This is a genomic window from Nonomuraea sp. NPDC050451 (genome assembly GCF_044458585.1).
This window is the reverse complement of record NZ_JBITHZ010000001.1, coordinates 1009868-1025060: the sequence shown is the minus strand read 5'-3', so window position 1 is coordinate 1025060 and position 15193 is coordinate 1009868. Positions and strand designations below refer to the sequence as shown.

Below are 15193 nucleotides of genomic sequence, written 5' to 3'. Positions count from 1 at the left end.
TGGCGTCCCCTCCCCTGCGCGGCCCCGTTCCCCTTCACGGGCCGCCGCCGTACAGTCGGCTGATGGACCCGGTTGAGCTCTTCCATCAGGTGGCGGCGAACGTTCCCGCCTACAGGGCCTTTCTGGCGGAGAACGACATCAACCCCGAGCAGGTCACGACATTTCAGGATTTCGTCGGGCTGCCGATGACGTCCAAGGAGAACTACACCCACCGCCACCCCCTCCCCGACCTGTGCAGGAACGGCGTGATCGGGGACATCATCGCCGTGTCCTCCGGCTCGACCGGCGTCCCGTCCTTCTGGCCGCGCTCGGCGGTGGATGAGCGAGTGATCGCCGCCCGTTTCGAGGAGGTCTTCAGGGACTCCTTCGACGCCCGCGAGCGCCGTACCCTCGCCGTCGTCTGCTTCGCCCTGGGCACCTGGGTCGGCGGGCTGTTCACCGTCAACTGCTGCCGCCACCTGGCCGAACGCGGCTATCCGATCACCGTGGTCGCCCCCGGCACCGACCGGCGGGAGATCCTGCGGGTCATCCCCGAGCTGGCGCCCCACTTCGACCAGGTCGTGCTCCTGGGCTACCCGCCGTTCCTCAAGAACGTCATCGACACCGAGGACCTCCCCTGGGCCGACTGGAACCTCAAGCTCGTCACGGCCGGAGAGGTGTTCAGCGAGGAGTGGCGCACGCTGGTCGCGCGAAGGGCGGGAATCGCGGACCCCATCAGGGGCATCGCCTCCCTGTACGGCACCGCCGACGCGGGCGTCCTGGGCAACGAGACCCCGCTGTCCGTCGAGATCCGGCGCTTCCTGTCCACGCGCCCGGACACGGCCAGAGAGCTGTTCGGCGAGTCCAGGCTTCCGACGCTCGTCCAGTACGACCCGGGTGTCCGTTTCTTCGAGGAGCACGAGGGCACCCTGCTCTTCTCCGGCGACAACGGCATCCCGCTCATCCGCTACCACATCGCCGACGAGGGCGGCGTGGTGCCGTACGAGGACATGCTGGGCTTCGTCCGGCGGCACGGCTTCGAACCGGAGGCCGAGGGGCCGCAGCGGCCGTTCGTGTACGTCTTCGGCCGCAGCCACTTCACCGTGTCCTACTACGGCGCGAACGTCTACCCGGAGAACATCGCGGTCGGGCTGGAGCAGCCGGAGGTCAGCGGCACGGTCACCGGAAAGTTCGTGATGGAGGCGGTGGAGGACGCCAACCGGGACCGGCACCTGACGATCACGGTGGAGCTGATGCCCGGCGAGAAGCCGACCGACGAGATCGCCCAGGCCGTAAGTGAGTCGATCCTGGTCCAGCTGCGACGGCTGAACAGCGAGTTCGCCAACTATGTGCCCGTCCCGCAGCAGGTGCCGTTCATCCGGCTCCGGGAGTCCGGCGACCCCGAATACTTCCCCCCGGGCGCCAAGCACCGTTACACCCGCTGACCCCGGCGAGGACCTCCACGACCCGCCGCTCGGCCCTGCACCTGGGGCCAGAGCCCGTTCAAGGCGAACGACGGCCGTTACGCCGCCCGGCACCACGCACACCACCCACCGTGATCCCATCTCCCCCTCCGGTACTACGGAAAAGGTCAAACCCTGCGGTGACGCGGACGACAGGCCACTCTCCGTAACGTTCCCGGCATGCTCAGAAACCTTCTCCTCGCCGGGCTCGTGACGGTGGGGGCGCTCGTGGTGTGGCCGGGGCAGCCGAGCGGCCGGCTGGTGCGCGTCTACGGCGACCTGACCACAGCCGACCGGGTGGCAGTCATCGTGCCCGGCGCCGACACGACGGTCGCCACGTTCGACGACGGCACAAAGCGACCCGGAGGCGCGGCGAGGACCCTGCTGGCGGAGGCCGCGCGGCTCGCCCCGGGCGAGCGACTGGCGGTGGTGGCATGGCTGGGCTACGACTCCCCACCGACGCTGAGCCTGGGCGTGATCACCAGCGACGCGGCGGTCAAAGGCGCCCAGGCACTGCGCCGCACCATCACAGACCTCCAGGCGCGCACCCCCGCCCCGATCGCACTGCTGTGCCACAGCTACGGCTCGGTCCTGTGCGCCAAAGCCGTCCCCGGCTTACGCGTGGCCGACCTCGCCGTCTTCGGCAGCCCCGGCCTCGACACCCCCTCTGCCACCGCCCTGACCCACCCGACCCACGCCCCGGCGACCACCACAGCCACCGTCAGCGCGCCGACCCCAGACACACCGCAAGACATGACAGGCGGACAGGACGCTCAAGGTGCAACAGGCCCGCAGGACACGCGCGGCACGACCGACGTGCAGGACGATCATGACCCGGCAGGCTGGGGCGACGTCCAGAAGGCCGGAAACTCGGTAAGCGCTCAGGACGCGACGGGCGCGCAGGGCTCCCGTCGCGCGACAAGCGTGCAGGGCACGGCGGACCCGCCGAACGCCCAGCGCACGGCAGGCCTACAGGACACCTGGCTCACAGCAGACCTGCATGGCGCCGGGGGCACAGCAGCCTTGCCGGGCACCCAGGCCCCGCCGCCGGATGCCCGAGGCACGGCAAGCCTGCGGGACGCTCGGAGCATGCCAGGTCCGCAGGACGTCGGAGGGACAGCAGGCTCGCCGGACACCCGAGCCACTCCAGGTCCGCAAGACGACACCCGAAGCACAGCAGGGTCGCCGGACACCCCAACCATGCCAGGTCCGCAGAACGACGGCCCAGGCACAGCAGGCTCGCCGGACACCCAAGTCACGCCAGGTCCGCACGACGACACCCTAAGCACGGCAGGCTCGCCGGACGCCCAAGTCACGCCAGGTCCGCAGAACGACGGCCCAGGCACAGCAGGCTCGCCGAAAACCCATGTCACGCCAGGTCCGCAAGACGACACCCGAAGCACGGCAGACGTGCAGGGTGCTGAGGGCGGTGCGACGGGTGCGGCGGTGGCGCCGCTGCGGGTCTGGGCGGGGCTGGGGAAGAACGACTGGGTCAGGTTCGTGCCGAAGGTCAAGCTCGGGCCCGTGGGCTTCGGCGCCGACCCCATGAGCCCTTCGTTCGGGGCCCGTGTCTTCGCTGTCGGCTCGGGCGGCCACAGCGACTACTTCACCCCCGGGACCCCATCACTGCGTAACCTGGCCCTCATCGCTCTCGGCCGCGCGGGCGAGGTGACCTCTTGACGTGGCGTTTCCTGGGTACGAGAGAGGAAAGCCGGATTTTGATGACATGGTGTCGTCATCAGCTTGACGCCGGATGCCATTGTTTGTGACACTTCGTCATGAAACGTCCGTGCGAGTTGAGGTAGGCCGTGACCACGCCGTTCTCCGAAACCCTGAAGAACGCCACCTGGACCGACCACGAGTCCGCCGAAGGCGAGAGCTATCTCGCGGAGCTCATGGGTGGCCGACTGAGCGAGCACGAATACGGCGAAATGGTAGCTCAGCACTACTTCGCGTACATCGCACTTGACGGCGTGTCACGCCAGCTCGCCGACCATCCGGTGGCGGGCCGGTTCGTCTTTCCTGAGCTTTATCGGGAGCGGGCGCTGGAGCGGGACCTGGCGACGATCTACGGTCCGAGCTGGCGGAGCCGGATCGTGCCGTCCAAGGCCACCCGCACGCTGGTCGCGCGCATCCAGCAGGTGGCCGATTGGCCGAGCGGCTACATCGCCCACCACTACACGCGCTACCTGGGCGATCTCTCCGGTGGCCAGTTCATCCGAATGGAGCTGCAGAAGATCTACGGGTACGGCAGTGGCGGAGGCGTCGACTTCTACATCTTCGACGGGCTGGGCAGCCTGCCGAGGTTCAAGAACGAGTACCGTGCGCGGCTGGACAAACTCGAGCTGGACGACCGGGAGCGGCAGCGCATGATCCGCGAGGTCAAGCTGGCGTACCAGCTCAACACCGAGGTGCTGGCCGAACTCCTCCACGTCGTCAAGACGGCCGCCTAACCACCAGCACCCCGCCGTCACGACTCCAGCCTGACGCCCGCCGCCCGACGTCACCACGCAGTCACAACTGCCCCCGCACGACCGACGCGCCCCCGCGACCACCGCCCAACCACCAGTGGCCCGTCGTCAGGACGCACCGTCTAACGACCGACCTCACCACGCAGTCGCAGCTGCCCCGCGCGATCGACGCATCATCGCGACCATCCCCCAACCACCAGCGGCCCGCCACCAGGACCCACGGTCTAACAACCGACCTCACCACGCAGTCACAGCTCCCCCCGCGCGACCGACGCATCATCGCGACCATCCCCCAACCACCAGCGGCCCACCGCCAGGACCCACGGTCTAACAACCGACCTCACCACGCAGTCACAGCTCCCCCCGCGCGACCGACGCATCATCGCGACCACCGCCCAACCACCAGCGGCCCGCCACCAGGACCCACGGTCTAACAACCGACCTCACCACGCAGTCACAGCTCCCCCCGCGCGATCGACGCATCCTCGCGACCATGAATGAGGGGAGTGGGCGTTGGCTCCTTGCGGTCCCCGCCTACGATGGGCGTATGCCTCGGATCTCCGCCGCCACGATCGGCGAGCATCGAACGCAGACGCGGGACCGGATCCTGCAGGCCGTCTCCCGGCTGTCCAGGGTGCACGGTATCGACGCGATCTCGATGACGGACGTGGCCGGCGAGGCGGGGATCACCAGGACCGTCCTGTACAACTACTTCCCCGACAAGGCGGCTCTGTTGCTGGCGTTCACCGAGCGGGTGACCCAATACTTCATCGACAGCTACGAGCAGGAGCTGCCGGGGGGCGCTTCGCCGGCCGATCGGCTGCGGGCGTTCGTGCGGCTGCAGCTGGCCGGGCTGCTCGCCCATCCGCACCCGGGTGCCGCCGATCTGAGTGCCGCGCTCGGGCCTGACGCCTACCAGCAGCTGGCCGAGCATGTCGCGCCCATGCAGCGCATTCTGGTGGAGATCCTCGAGAGCGGGGTCGAGTCCGGGGAGTTCCGGGTGCTCGACGTGCAGGCCACGGCTCGCATGATCCTCGCCGTCGTCGGCGCCGAGCGGGTTCCGCTGATCAGCGGGAGCGTGACGGTGGACCGGGCCGGGGAGCTGGTGTCGGAGTTCGTGCTGCGGGCCATCGGCGGACTCGCGTGAGCGGTATGACCGACGGCGCGGGGACGGCGCCCGTGAACGGCCATGTCCAGCTGGGGTCCGCCCGCGGCCGCTGGATCCTGGCGGCGACCGTGCTCGGCTCCGGGCTGGCGTTGCTCGACAGCACCGTGGTCAACGTCGCCCTTCCGTTCCTGGGCAAAGAGCTCGACGCGGGCATGGACGGCCTGCAGTGGACGATCAACGCGTACACGCTCACCCTCGCCGGGCTGATCCTGCTGGGCGGGTCCCTCGGCGACCGGTACGGGCGGCGGAAGATCTTCATGATCGGGACCGTGTGGTTCGCCGTGGCCTCGGCGCTGTGCGGGCTGTCGCCGAACATCGAGTTCCTGATCGCGGCCCGGGCCCTGCAGGGCATCGGCGGGGCGTTGCTCACGCCGGGTTCGCTGGCGATCATTCAGGCGTCGTTCGTGCGGCACGACCGGCCCCGGGCGGTGGGGGTGTGGTCCGGGCTGGGCGGTGTGGCCAGCGCGATCGGGCCGCTGCTGGGCGGCTGGCTGGTGCAGAGCGTGGGGTGGCGCTGGGCGTTCCTGATCAACCTGCCGTTCGCGGTGCTGATCGTGCTGGTGACCCTGCGGCACGTGCCGGAGAGCAAGGACGAGCAGGCGGTGGGGCGGTTCGACGTGCTGGGGGCGGTGCTGGCGGCGCTGGCGCTGGCCGGGATCACGTACGGGCTGATCGAGAAGGGCGCGCCGGTGCCGCTGCTCGCGGGGCTGGCGCTGGGCGCGATCTTCGTGGTGACCGAGATCCGCAGGTCGCCCGACGCGCTCGTGCCGGTGGAGATCTTCCGCAACCCCGTCTTCACCGCCGTGAACGTGGTGACGCTGATCATGTACGCGGCCATGGGCGTGGTGTTCTTCCTGCTCGTGGTCCAGCTCCAGGTGGTGTCCGGTTTCGGGCCCATCGCGGCGGGGCTGGCGATGCTGCCGACGACGATCCTGATGCTGCTGCTGTCGCCCCGGGCCGGAGAGGTCGCCAAGCGCATCGGGCCGCGCTGGCCGATGACGGCCGGGATCCTGCTCGGGGCCGGCGGGTTCCTCGCGATGAGCACGATCGGGCCGGGCGCCTCCTACGCGCTGCAGGTGCTGCCCGCGGCGACCCTCTTCGGGCTGGGGCTTTCGGCGGCGGTCGCGCCGCTGACCTCGACCGTGCTGGCCACGGCCGAGGAACGGCACGCCGGCACCGCCAGCGGCGTCAACAACGCCGTGGCCCGCACCGGGAGCCTGCTCGCCGTGGCGGCCGTGCCGCCGCTGGTCGGGCTGGTGGGCGACGCGTTCAGGAACCCGCCGGTGTTCGACGCCGGGTTCCGTCTGGCGATGCTGGTCAGCGCCGGGATGATGGTCGTGGCGGCGCTGATCACGTTCTTCACGATCAGGACGAACGTGCTGGCGGTCGAGGACGACGAGCCAGGCTGAGCACCCGTGACAGCGGGGGACCCCCGCGTCAGAAGGTGAACGGCTGGGCGCGGACGCTGTTGTCGAAGTTCGACAGCAGCAGGTCGGGCTCGCCGACCGAGCGGATGTCGGGCAGCCTGGTCAGCAGCTCGCGGAACATCGTACGCATCTCCTGCCTGGCCAGGTTGGCGCCGAGGCAGAAGTGCGGACCGGGGCCGCCGAAGCCGACGTGCGGCTTGGTCTCGCGGGTGATGTCGAACGTGTCGGCGTCGGGGAAGACCGACTCGTCCCGGTTGGCCGACCCGTAGAACAGGACGACCTTGTCGCCCTGCTTCAGCTCCAGCCCACGCAGCGAGCAGTCCTCGGTGACCGTGCGCCTGAACTGCATGATCGGCGACACGTACCGGACCATCTCCTCGATCGCGCCGTTGATGTGCGTGTCGAAGTCGCCCATCAGCAGGTCGCGCTGCGCCGGGTTGTCGGTGAGGAGCTTGATGCCGTGGGCCATCGTGTTGCGGGCCGTCTCGTTGCCCGCGACCAGCAGCAGCGAGAAGAACGAGCCGAGCTCCTTGTCGGTCAGCTTCTCCCCGTCAGGGTTGGCGTTGACCAGCAGGGACACCAGGTCGCCCTTGGGGTCGGCGACGCGCTCGTGGCCGAGCTTGATGACCATGCGCTGCAGGGCGAGCAGGGCCAGCATGTTCTGGCCGGCCATCTGGACGCTGCGGGCCAGGCTGGGGCGCACGCCGGTGTAGGCGGTGGAGATGTCGACGTGCTGGTGGACCTTCTCGCGCAGCTCCTGCGGGATGTCCAGCATGTCGCAGATGACGTGGATGGGCAGCCGGGCGGCCACCTGGGTGACGAAGTCGCGCGGCCCGTCCCTGACGACGTCGTCGACGATGCGGGCGCAGGCGGCCTCGATGTCGCTCTGCAGGCCGGCGAGCATCTTCGGGCTGAACGAGCGGGTGACGATCCGGCGCAGGCGGGCATGGCGCGGGTCGTCCATGTTGACCATCGACTCCCCGAACACCTGCTTCACCCAGCCGGGCGGCTCCGGGTTGGTGACGGCGGGCTCGCTGGAGAAGATCTTGGCGTTGCGGCTGGCCTCGACCACGTCCGCGTGCCGTACGAGGGCGTAGAACCCCTTGCCCGAGCGGAGGAACGGCACCTTCTTCTCGGGGAAGAACACCGGGTGCTCCAGCTGCCGGAGCCGGGCGAACGCCTCGTTACGCTCTTTCAGCGGCTTGCGCCAGAAATCCAGATCCGCCAGATCGATGTCCACGCGTCTATCCTGGCACGTTCCCACCACGCCGTGGATCGCCAAGCGATGTGCATCCGGCTCTCCTGGGCCGTTCTCGCGCTGTTCAGGCACGGTTCGACCTGTGTGGACATTACTTCCGTTATGAACCTTCTCCTCGCCGCCTGCCTGGTTCTCCCTCTCGCCTCCGGTACGACTCCCGCCGCGGCTCGGTCGTGCGGCGGGCACCCTCTCGACTTCGACGGCGACGGACGGCCCGACCTCGCCGTGGCCGCGCCCTACGACGGCTCCCGGGCCGGGTCGGTGACCGTGATGTACGGGTCCGGAAAGAAGGTGAAGCTCACCCAGAACGGCGCCGAACCCGGTGACTCGTTCGGATCGGCGCTGGCCGTGGGCGACTTCAACGGGGACAAGTGCGCCGACCTGGCCGTCGGGGTGTCGGAGGAGTTCGTGGGGGCGCGGGTGCCGGGCGGGGACGGGAACGGGGTCGTCCAGATCTTCAACGGCACGGTCGACGGGCTGGTCCCGGGCAAGGAGCTGGCGCCGGCCAAGCCGTCGAGCGACCGGTTCGGGGCGGCGCTGGCCGCCGGGGACCTCGACGGGGACGGCAAGGACGAACTCGTCGTCGGCGCGCCCAGCCAACGGTCGGGCGGGGCGGTGACGGTGTACTGGATGAAGGGGCGCAAGCCGTACCAGATCACTCAGAAGACGTCGTGGGTACGGCAGGCGGCGACCGTGACCGACCAGTGGGGCGCCGCGCTCGCGACCGGGGACTTCGACGGGGACGGCAAGGACGAGCTGGTCGTGGGCGCGCCCGCCGACAGCGTCACGCTGGACGGGCAGGGGTCGGTGACCGTCGTCGACGTACGGGCGAAGCGGGCGCGGCTGCTCACCCAGAGCAGCCCCGGCATCAAGGGGGCCTCAGAGAAGTGGGACGCGTTCGGGGCCTCGCTGGCCACGGGCGACTTCAACGGGGACGGGCGGGCCGACCTGGCCGTCGGGGTGCCGGGTGAGGGGCTCAGCGCGAACCAGCGGGCCATGGACTACGGCGACGGCACCGTGGACGTCCTGTACGGGTCGCGCGGCGGGCTGACCACCCGCAAGAGCGAGGCGTGGTCGCAGAACACGCTCAAGGGGCGGCCCCGGTACTACGACCGGTTCGGGGCGTCGCTGGCCGCTGGGGACTTCAACGGGGACGGGCACGACGAGCTGGCCGTCGGCGTGCCCGGGGAGAAGGCGGTCCAGGTGCTGGCGGGGCGGGCCTCCGGCGGGCTCACGCGGGTGGGGAACCTGCTGATCAAGGGCGAGGGGCGGGACTTCGGCGCCGCTCTGGCCGCTCTGCCGCTGAGCGAGCGCTATCGGGCGCTGGGGGCGCGGCGGCCGGTGTACGGGCTCGTGGTGGCGGCGCCGGACCAGGGGCTGGTCATGTACGCTCCCGGGGCCCGGAAGGCGGGGCTGAAGCTGGGCAAGGTGCGGCGGCTCAGCAAGGGCACGGGGCTGTACGGGTACACCTTCGGCTGAGCCGCTCCCCCGCCGCACTTCGGCCGGGGTCCTAAGGCGTGGGCGGCGTCCTCAGGTGGGGGTGGTGGGGAGGATTATGCGGAAGAGGGCGCCCTTGCCGGGTGAGCCTTCCGCCATCACGATGCCCCCGTGCGCCTCCACCAGCGTCGCCGCGATCGACAGCCCCAGCCCCGAGCCGCCCGCGCTCCGGGCCGGGTCCGCACGGTAGAAGCGCTCGAAGACGCGCTCGGCCACCTCGGGAGGGAAGCCGGGGCCCTCGTCGGCCACCTCGACCACGGCCTGGTCGCCGTCCAGACCCACCCGCACCTGGAAGGGCGTGCCGGGCGGCGTGTGGGTGAGGGCGTTGGTGACGAGGTTGTTGAGGACCTGCCCGAGCCGCGACTCGTCCCCCGTCACGATCACGTCCCCCTCGCCCCCGTACAGCCGCACGAGCTCGATCCTGCGGTCCGGCGCCAGCGTCTGGGCGTCGATGACGGTGGTGGCGGCCAGGCTGAGCAGGTCGACGGGCCGCCGGGCCAGCTCCCGCCGCTGGTCGAGGCGGGCCAGCAGGAGCATGTCCTCCACCAGCAGCCCCATCCGGGCCGCCTGCCCCTCGATGCGGCTCAGCAGCCGTACGGCCTCGGCCAGGTCCTTCTCCTCCCCCAGCCGGTACAGCTCGGCGAACCCCCTGATCGACGTCAGCGGCGTGCGCAACTCGTGGGAGGCGTCGGCCATGAACCTGCGCATCAGCTCCTCGGAGCGCCGGGCGGCCGTGGCGGACTGGCGGGCCGACTCGGCGGCCGCCTCGCGCTCGCGCGCCGCCGACTCGATCTGCGCGAGCATGCTGTTGAGCGAACGGCCGAGCTTGCCGACCTCGGTGGTGCCCGCCCACATGGGCACGCGGCGCGACAGGTCGCCGCCCGCGATGTCGTTGGCCGTACGCGCGATCTCGCGGAGCGGGCGCAGGCTGCGGCGTACCAGCCAGTAGCAGGCGAACCCGAGCACCACCAGCGTGCCGCCGCCGGCGACCCCCACGATCAGGGCGAGCTGGGAGACCGTGGCGTCCACGTCGCCCAGGTTGACGGCGATCACCCGGGTCTCGCCGTCCCGGACCGGCACGGCGGCGACGCGCCAGCTCGGCCCCCCGGCGGCGCGCGACTCGACGGTGAAGGGGCGGCCGTGGAGCGCCAGGACCGTGGAGAGGTCGAGCTTGGGCAGGGCGGGCGTGTGATCCTCGGTGGACTCGCTGATCGTCCTGATCGGGGTGCCGGCGGAGTCGAGGATCACCGCGTAGAACAGGCCGAAGAAACGCTGCGGGCGGGTGCCGGGACGGGGCTGGTCGGCGGGCGGCGGGGGCGGCTCGCGCAGCGGGCGGGTGGCCGCGAGCAGCTGCTGGTCCACGCGCTCGACGAGGTAGCCACGCATCAGGCGTACGGCGAACAGGCCGGTCACGGTGATGGCAAGGGTGACCAGCAGGAGGGTCGCCGACACCAGCCGCAGCCACAGCGGGGACCTGGCCAGGTGTTTGCGCACCGCCGCGCCCTTCGCGCGGAGGTGCTGAGCAGGAGAGACGGCGCCGCTCATATGCGGGGCGGGCGCAGGATGTAGCCCACCCCGCGCAGCGTGTGCAGGTATTTGCGCTCCCCCGTGTCCACCTTCCGCCGCAGGTAGGAGACGTACGACTCGACCAGCCCGACGTCGGTGCGCCAGTCGCCGTTCCAGACGTGGTCGAGGATCTGCGTCTTCGACAGCACCCGGCCCACGTTGAGCATGAAGTACCGCAGCAGCCTGAACTCCGTCGGCGACAGCTTCACCGGGATGCCGTCGCGCCACACCTCGTGGCTCTCCTCGTCCAGCTCCAGGTCGGCCACCCGCATCCGGTTGGGCGGCGGCACGCTGCGCCGGGTCCTGCGCAGCACCGCCCGGATCCTGGCGATGACCTCCTCCAGGCTGAACGGCTTGGTCACGTAGTCCTCGCCCAGGCCCAGCCCCGCGATGCGGTCCTCCGGCGTGTCCTTCGCGGTCACGAACAGCACCGGGACCCGGCGGCCGCGGGACCGCAGCCTGCCCGCGACCGCCAGGCCGTCCAGGTCGGGCAGCATGACGTCGAGCATCACCAGGTCAGGTGAGCTCTCCTCGGCCACCCGCAGCGCCTCCATGCCGTCGGCCGCGGTCAGCACCTCGAAGCCGGCCATGCGCAGGCTGGCCGAGAACAGCTCCCTGATGTTGGGCTCGTCGTCGACCACCAGCAGCCGGGCTTCGGGCTCGCGCGTCATCGCGGGCCTCCTCCGAGGTTCCCCTGCGTGATCGACGTCGCGGTCACCGAGCCGTCGCCGCCCTGCTGGCCGCGTACGACCACCGAGGTGCCGGTCTGGAGGTCGGACACCTTCCCGGGCTTGGAGATCTGGACGGTGGTCCGGTCGTCGGTGGTGACCGTGACGGTGGAGCCGTCCATGGTCTTCACGTAGACCTTGCCGCCCTCGACCTTCTCGACGGTGCCGATGGTGCCTCCCCCGCCGCCGCCCATTCGCTGGCCTCCACCGTAACCGGGCGGCTGTCCGAATCCGCCGCGCTGCTGGCCGAAACCCCCTTGCGGAGCGTTCCCCTGCTGCTGCCCGTACCCGCCGCCCGTGGGACGCTGCTGCGCCCCGGCGGCAGAGGCGGCCGGCGAGCCGAACAGGTTGGCGGCCTGAATGCCGATGAGGATACCGGCCACCAGCACGACGCCGGCGGCCAACGCCAGCGTGAGCTTGGAGGTGCCCTTCCGCGGCTGGACGGCGAGCTCCTCCTTCAGGTCGTCGGGGTACGGCGAGGAGTCGAGCTGGGCCATGTCATTCTCCTTACTCGTGGCGCAGGGCCTGGATCGGCCTCAGCTTGGCCGCCCGGTTGGCGGGATAACTGCCGAAGAACAGCCCGATCCCCACCGACACGCCGAGCGCGAGCGCCACCGACGACGGCACGAGGACCGGCTCGATGCCGGCCACGGTGAACCTGGTCCCGATGAACGCCACCAGCACCCCGGACAGCCCGCCGACCAGGCTCAGCAGCGTGGCCTCCAGCAGGAACTGGCCCAGGATCGCGCTCCTGGGCGCGCCGATCGCCTTGCGGATGCCGATCTCGCGCGTGCGCTCCGTGACGGTCACCAGCATGATGTTGGTGATGCCGATGCCGCCCACCAGCAGCGAGATCGCGGCCACGGCGCCCAGCAGCACGGTGAAGGTGCCGGTCGCCGCGCTGACGGTCTCCTGCAAGGTGGCCTGGTTGAGGATGCGGTAGTCGGCGTTGTCGTTCTTGATGCCGTGCCGCTGGTTGAGGATGGCCGTGACCTCGGCCTGCGCCGCCGTCGTGGTGTCCGCCCCGGACGCCTGCACGACGATCGAGTTGAGCGAGCCGAACCCGCTCAGGCTCTGCTGTACGGCGGGCAGCGGCGCGATGGCCACGTCGTCGGCGTCCTGCATGCCGGTGGACCCGGTCTCCTTCAGCACCCCGACGACCGTGAACGGCACGCCGGACACGCTGACCTGCTTGCCGATGGGGTCGACGGTGCCGAACAGCTCCTCCACGACGGTCTGGCCGAGAACCACGACCTTCCTGGCGGCCAGCACGTCGTCGTTGAAGAAGTACGTGCCCTTCGCGACCGGCTTGTTGACGGCCTCGAAGTAGCTGGGGTACGTGCCGACGAACTGCGAGATCGCGTGGCTGGCGGCCCCGTACGTGGCGGTCGAGGAGGAGGCGGTCACGACCGGCGAGACGCTCCTGACGGAGGGCGCCAGGGTCCTGTCGGTCAGCGCCTTGGCGTCGGCGAGGCTGAGCTGCCTGGCCTGGGTGCGGGGGCCGGTGTTCGCGCCGCCGCCGGACGCCCGCATGCCACCGCCACCACCGCCGCCGCCCCCCGAGAACTGCGGGGAGATCGTCAGGGTGTTGGCGCCGAGGCGCTGGATGTTGCGCTGGATGCTCTGCGAGGAGCCCTCGCCGACGGCGACCAGCATGATGACCGCGGCGACGCCGATGAGGATGCCGAGCGTGGTCAGCGAGCTGCGCATCTTGTTGGCCAGCAGGCCGCGCAGCGCGAAGCGGAGGATCTCGAGCTGGTTCACCGGGCCACTCCCGCCATCCGGGGCGGCGGGCCGTCGACCGGGCCCTGGCGGCGGTCCTCCACGATCTCGCCGTCCACCAGCCTGATCACCCGCTTGGCGTGCGCGGCCACGTCGTTCTCGTGGGTGATGAGCACGATCGTGCGACCCGACTCGCTGAGCCGGTCGAGGATCTCCAGGACGTCGTTCGTGGAGGCGGTGTCGAGGTTGCCGGTCGGCTCGTCGGCCAGCAGCAGCGCGGGCGCGGTGACCAGGGCTCTGGCGACGGCCACGCGTTGCTGCTGGCCGCCGGAGAGCTGGTTCGGCTCGTGGTGCACGCGGTCGGTCAGCCCGACCTGGTCCAGCGCCGACAGGGCGCGCCTGCGCCGCTCGGCCAGGCCGATGCCGCCGTACACCAGCGGCAGCTCGACGTTGGCCAGCGCGCTCATGCGCGGGATCAGGTTGAACGACTGGAACACGAACCCGACCCTGCGGTTGCGCAGGATGGCGAGCTGGCGCTCGTCCAGCTGTCCCACGTCGGCACCGTCGATCAGGTACGTGCCGGAGGTGGGGATGTCGAGGCAGCCGAGGATGTTCATGAGCGTGGACTTGCCGGAGCCGGAGGCGCCCATGATGGCGACGTAGTCGCCGCGCTCGACGTCCACGCTGATGCCGCGCAGGGCGCGGACCTTCGCGTCGCCCTCGCCGTACTCCTTGACCAGGTCCTGCACCCGCAGGACAGGGGGGACCTCCGGGGCCGTCATCGCCCGCCTCCCGGCGCGCCGCCGCCACCGGGCACCCCGCCGCCGCCGGGGAAGCCGCCGCCACCGCCGAAGCGCAGGTTGCCGCCCGTGGTGCCCGTCGTCGTGGTCGCCGGGGGCACGAGCTGGTCACCCTCGGACACGCCCGACTTGATCTCGGTCAGCGTCGTGCCCTGCACGCCGACCTCCACCGGGGTCCTGGTCTGCGTGCCGTTCCTGAGCAGGGTGACGGTGGTCTGGCCGCCGCTGGTGGAGACCGCCGTCGAGGGTACGGTGACGACGTTGTCGGCCTGGCCGACCACGACCTCGACCGTGGCCGTCTGGCCCAGCCGCACCTGGCCCGGGACCTTCGTGAACGTCACCGTGACCGGATATTGCACGACATTGTTGCTGGTGGAGGCGACCGGCTGGATCTGGGTGACCTTGCCTGTCGCGGTCACCCCCGGCAGGGCGTCGAACGTGACCGTGGCCTCCTGGCCGTTCTTGAGCTTGCCGACGTCGGACTCGGTGAAGGTGCCCACGAGCTGCAGCTTGCCGGTGTCGGCGAGCTCGACGAAGCCGCCGGAGCTCTGAGCGCCGCTTGAGCCCGAGGACTGGCCCGTGCTCTGGCCGGAACCCGCGCTCGAACCCGACCCGGAGCCCGATCCCGAGCTGCTGCCGCCGACCGAGCCGTTCACCGCCGTGACCGTGCCCTTGAACGGCGCCTTCAGCACGGTGGCCGCGACCGTGCGCTGGGCCTCCCGGTAGGCGTTGCGGGCCTTGATGTAGGAGGCGTAGAGCTGGGCCGTCGAGGTCCCGTCGTCGACGGCTTCGTCGTACGTGGCCTTGGCCGCCGACAGGCTCTCCTGCGCGGCGTCGTCGTCGAGCCTGGCCAGGATGTCGCCCTTGCTCACCTTGTCGCCGGCCTTGACGTAGACCTTCTCGACCGTCCCCGTCGTACCGAACGAGAGAGCCCTGGACTTGGAGCTCTCGACCGCGCCCGACGCGGACACCGAGGCCACCACGGAGCCGCGGCTCGCGGTCACGGTCCTGACGGCCGTCTGGCCCGCCGCCTGTCCCGTGCCGAGCTGGGCGTACGCGAGCGCGGCACCGCCCAGCAGGAGCACCACCAGCGCTCCGTTGGTCATCAGCGCTC

The 15193-nt window shown here is 70.7% G+C and carries 13 protein-coding genes; 6 read left to right on the top strand and 7 right to left on the bottom strand.

Annotated elements, in window-relative coordinates; translation table 11 throughout:
- Positions 1 to 62 precede the first annotated feature (62 nt).
- The 5 genes from ACIBI9_RS04725 (at position 63) to ACIBI9_RS04705 (ending at position 6490) form a co-directional block, all read left to right on the top strand.
- Positions 63 to 1424 (top strand): phenylacetate--CoA ligase family protein, encoded by a 1362-nt coding sequence (locus ACIBI9_RS04725; RefSeq protein ID WP_397220556.1) that lies wholly within the window; start codon positions 63 to 65, stop codon positions 1422 to 1424.
- Between the two features lie 198 nt (positions 1425 to 1622).
- Positions 1623 to 3122, top strand: a complete 1500-nt coding sequence (locus ACIBI9_RS04720; RefSeq protein WP_397220555.1) for an alpha/beta hydrolase — start codon at positions 1623 to 1625, stop codon at positions 3120 to 3122.
- Positions 3123 to 3250: 128 nt separating this feature from the next.
- Positions 3251 to 3895 (top strand): heme oxygenase (biliverdin-producing), encoded by a 645-nt coding sequence (locus tag ACIBI9_RS04715; protein WP_397220554.1) that lies wholly within the window; start codon positions 3251 to 3253, stop codon positions 3893 to 3895.
- 565 nt (positions 3896 to 4460) lie between these two features.
- Positions 4461 to 5060, top strand: a complete 600-nt coding sequence (locus tag ACIBI9_RS04710; protein ID WP_366328047.1) for a TetR/AcrR family transcriptional regulator — start codon at positions 4461 to 4463, stop codon at positions 5058 to 5060.
- Between the two features lie 5 nt (positions 5061 to 5065).
- A complete protein-coding gene (locus tag ACIBI9_RS04705) occupies positions 5066 to 6490 on the top strand; it encodes an MFS transporter (RefSeq protein ID WP_397220553.1) in 1425 nt (474 codons plus the stop codon).
- 28 nt (positions 6491 to 6518) lie between these two features.
- Here ACIBI9_RS04705 and ACIBI9_RS04700 read toward each other — a convergent pair whose 3' ends face one another.
- Positions 6519 to 7748, bottom strand: a complete 1230-nt coding sequence (locus ACIBI9_RS04700; RefSeq protein ID WP_397220552.1) for a cytochrome P450 — start codon at positions 7746 to 7748, stop codon at positions 6519 to 6521.
- Between the two features lie 120 nt (positions 7749 to 7868).
- Between ACIBI9_RS04700 and ACIBI9_RS04695 the strand changes: the two genes are divergently transcribed.
- Positions 7869 to 9245 carry an FG-GAP and VCBS repeat-containing protein gene (locus ACIBI9_RS04695; RefSeq protein WP_397220551.1) on the top strand — a complete coding sequence of 459 codons (1377 nt, stop codon included), beginning with the start codon at positions 7869 to 7871 and terminating at the stop codon, positions 9243 to 9245.
- A 51-nt stretch (positions 9246 to 9296) separates the two neighbouring features.
- Here the strand turns inward: ACIBI9_RS04695 and ACIBI9_RS04690 are convergent, their stop codons facing one another.
- Genes ACIBI9_RS04690 through ACIBI9_RS04665 form a run of 6 tightly spaced genes read right to left on the bottom strand, consistent with a single transcriptional unit; the run spans position 9297 to position 15185 of the window.
- The gene (locus ACIBI9_RS04690; protein WP_397220550.1) at positions 9297 to 10757 is read right to left on the bottom strand and encodes a sensor histidine kinase; all 1461 of its coding nucleotides are present in this window, start codon (positions 10755 to 10757) and stop codon (positions 9297 to 9299) included.
- A gap of 47 nt (positions 10758 to 10804) precedes the next feature.
- Complete coding sequence (locus tag ACIBI9_RS04685; protein ID WP_397220549.1) at positions 10805 to 11500, bottom strand: response regulator transcription factor; 696 nt, start codon at positions 11498 to 11500, stop codon at positions 10805 to 10807.
- Positions 11497 to 12054, bottom strand: coding sequence for a hypothetical protein (locus ACIBI9_RS04680; protein WP_397220548.1), 558 nt, complete (start codon positions 12052 to 12054; stop codon positions 11497 to 11499). The genes ACIBI9_RS04685 and ACIBI9_RS04680 overlap by 4 nt, the downstream gene beginning before the upstream one ends.
- Positions 12055 to 12064: 10 nt before the next feature.
- The gene (locus ACIBI9_RS04675) at positions 12065 to 13321 is read right to left on the bottom strand and encodes an ABC transporter permease (RefSeq protein WP_397220547.1); all 1257 of its coding nucleotides are present in this window, start codon (positions 13319 to 13321) and stop codon (positions 12065 to 12067) included.
- Positions 13318 to 14061, bottom strand: coding sequence for an ABC transporter ATP-binding protein (locus tag ACIBI9_RS04670; RefSeq protein WP_397220546.1), 744 nt, complete (start codon positions 14059 to 14061; stop codon positions 13318 to 13320). Before ACIBI9_RS04670 ends, ACIBI9_RS04675 begins: the two co-directional genes overlap by 4 nt.
- A complete protein-coding gene (locus ACIBI9_RS04665; RefSeq protein ID WP_397220545.1) occupies positions 14058 to 15185 on the bottom strand; it encodes an efflux RND transporter periplasmic adaptor subunit in 1128 nt (375 codons plus the stop codon). The genes ACIBI9_RS04670 and ACIBI9_RS04665 overlap by 4 nt, the downstream gene beginning before the upstream one ends.
- Positions 15186 to 15193 lie beyond the last annotated feature (8 nt).

What these genes read in the sequence shown, in the direction of transcription:
- ACIBI9_RS04705 (WP_397220553.1), top strand. Translation starts at nt 5,066, where the DNA reads ATGACCGACGGCGCGGGGACGGCGCCCGTGAACGGCCATGTCCAGCTG.
- ACIBI9_RS04695 (WP_397220551.1), top strand. Translation starts at nt 7,869, where the DNA reads ATGAACCTTCTCCTCGCCGCCTGCCTGGTTCTCCCTCTCGCCTCCGGT.
- ACIBI9_RS04670 (WP_397220546.1), bottom strand. Translation starts at nt 14,061, where the DNA reads ATGACGGCCCCGGAGGTCCCCCCTGTCCTGCGGGTGCAGGACCTGGTC.
- ACIBI9_RS04720 (WP_397220555.1), top strand. Translation starts at nt 1,623, where the DNA reads ATGCTCAGAAACCTTCTCCTCGCCGGGCTCGTGACGGTGGGGGCGCTC.
- ACIBI9_RS04680 (WP_397220548.1), bottom strand. Translation starts at nt 12,054, where the DNA reads ATGGCCCAGCTCGACTCCTCGCCGTACCCCGACGACCTGAAGGAGGAG.
- ACIBI9_RS04665 (WP_397220545.1), bottom strand. Translation starts at nt 15,185, where the DNA reads ATGACCAACGGAGCGCTGGTGGTGCTCCTGCTGGGCGGTGCCGCGCTC.
- ACIBI9_RS04725 (WP_397220556.1), top strand. Translation starts at nt 63, where the DNA reads ATGGACCCGGTTGAGCTCTTCCATCAGGTGGCGGCGAACGTTCCCGCC.
- ACIBI9_RS04685 (WP_397220549.1), bottom strand. Translation starts at nt 11,500, where the DNA reads ATGACGCGCGAGCCCGAAGCCCGGCTGCTGGTGGTCGACGACGAGCCC.
- ACIBI9_RS04710 (WP_366328047.1), top strand. Translation starts at nt 4,461, where the DNA reads ATGCCTCGGATCTCCGCCGCCACGATCGGCGAGCATCGAACGCAGACG.